Here is a 934-nt window from a genome sequence, read left to right as displayed (position 1 = left end):
CACTAAATCAGTAAGTTGGCAGCATCACCCGACGCACTTTGCGCCGAATAAATACCTGTGACGGAAGATCACTTCGCAGAATAAATAAATCCTGGTGTCCCTGTTGATACCGGGAAGCCCTGGGCCAACTTTTGGCGAAAATGAGACGTTGATCGGCACGTAAGAGGTTCCAACTTTCACCATAATGAAATAAGATCACTACCGGGCGTATTTTTTGAGTTATCGAGATTTTCAGGAGCTAAGGAAGCTAAAATGGAGAAAAAAATCACTGGATATACCACCGTTGATATATCCCAATGGCATCGTAAAGAACATTTTGAGGCATTTCAGTCAGTTGCTCAATGTACCTATAACCAGACCGTTCAGCTGGATATTACGGCCTTTTTAAAGACCGTAAAGAAAAATAAGCACAAGTTTTATCCGGCCTTTATTCACATTCTTGCCCGCCTGATGAATGCTCATCCGGAATTCCGTATGGCAATGAAAGACGGTGAGCTGGTGATATGGGATAGTGTTCACCCTTGTTACACCGTTTTCCATGAGCAAACTGAAACGTTTTCATCGCTCTGGAGTGAATACCACGACGATTTCCGGCAGTTTCTACACATATATTCGCAAGATGTGGCGTGTTACGGTGAAAACCTGGCCTATTTCCCTAAAGGGTTTATTGAGAATATGTTTTTCGTCTCAGCCAATCCCTGGGTGAGTTTCACCAGTTTTGATTTAAACGTGGCCAATATGGACAACTTCTTCGCCCCCGTTTTCACCATGGGCAAATATTATACGCAAGGCGACAAGGTGCTGATGCCGCTGGCGATTCAGGTTCATCATGCCGTTTGTGATGGCTTCCATGTCGGCAGAATGCTTAATGAATTACAACAGTACTGCGATGAGTGGCAGGGCGGGGTGATGCTGCCAACTTACTGATTTAGTG

1 protein-coding gene is annotated in these 934 nt (G+C 44.6%); it reads left to right on the top strand.

Translation table 11 applies throughout. From position 1 onward, the window contains the following. The first annotated feature begins 252 nt into the window (after positions 1–252). Positions 253–927, top strand: a complete 675-nt coding sequence (gene catA / locus GV764_RS06860) for a type A chloramphenicol O-acetyltransferase (RefSeq protein ID WP_031942326.1) — start codon at positions 253–255, stop codon at positions 925–927. The last annotated feature ends 7 nt before the right edge of the window (positions 928–934 follow it).

Origin of the sequence: Atlantibacter hermannii, assembly GCF_009907385.1 — a bacterium.
GTDB classification, from domain to species: domain Bacteria; phylum Pseudomonadota; class Gammaproteobacteria; order Enterobacterales; family Enterobacteriaceae; genus Atlantibacter; species Atlantibacter hermannii_A.
This window is presented reverse-complemented; position numbering and strand designations above follow the sequence as displayed.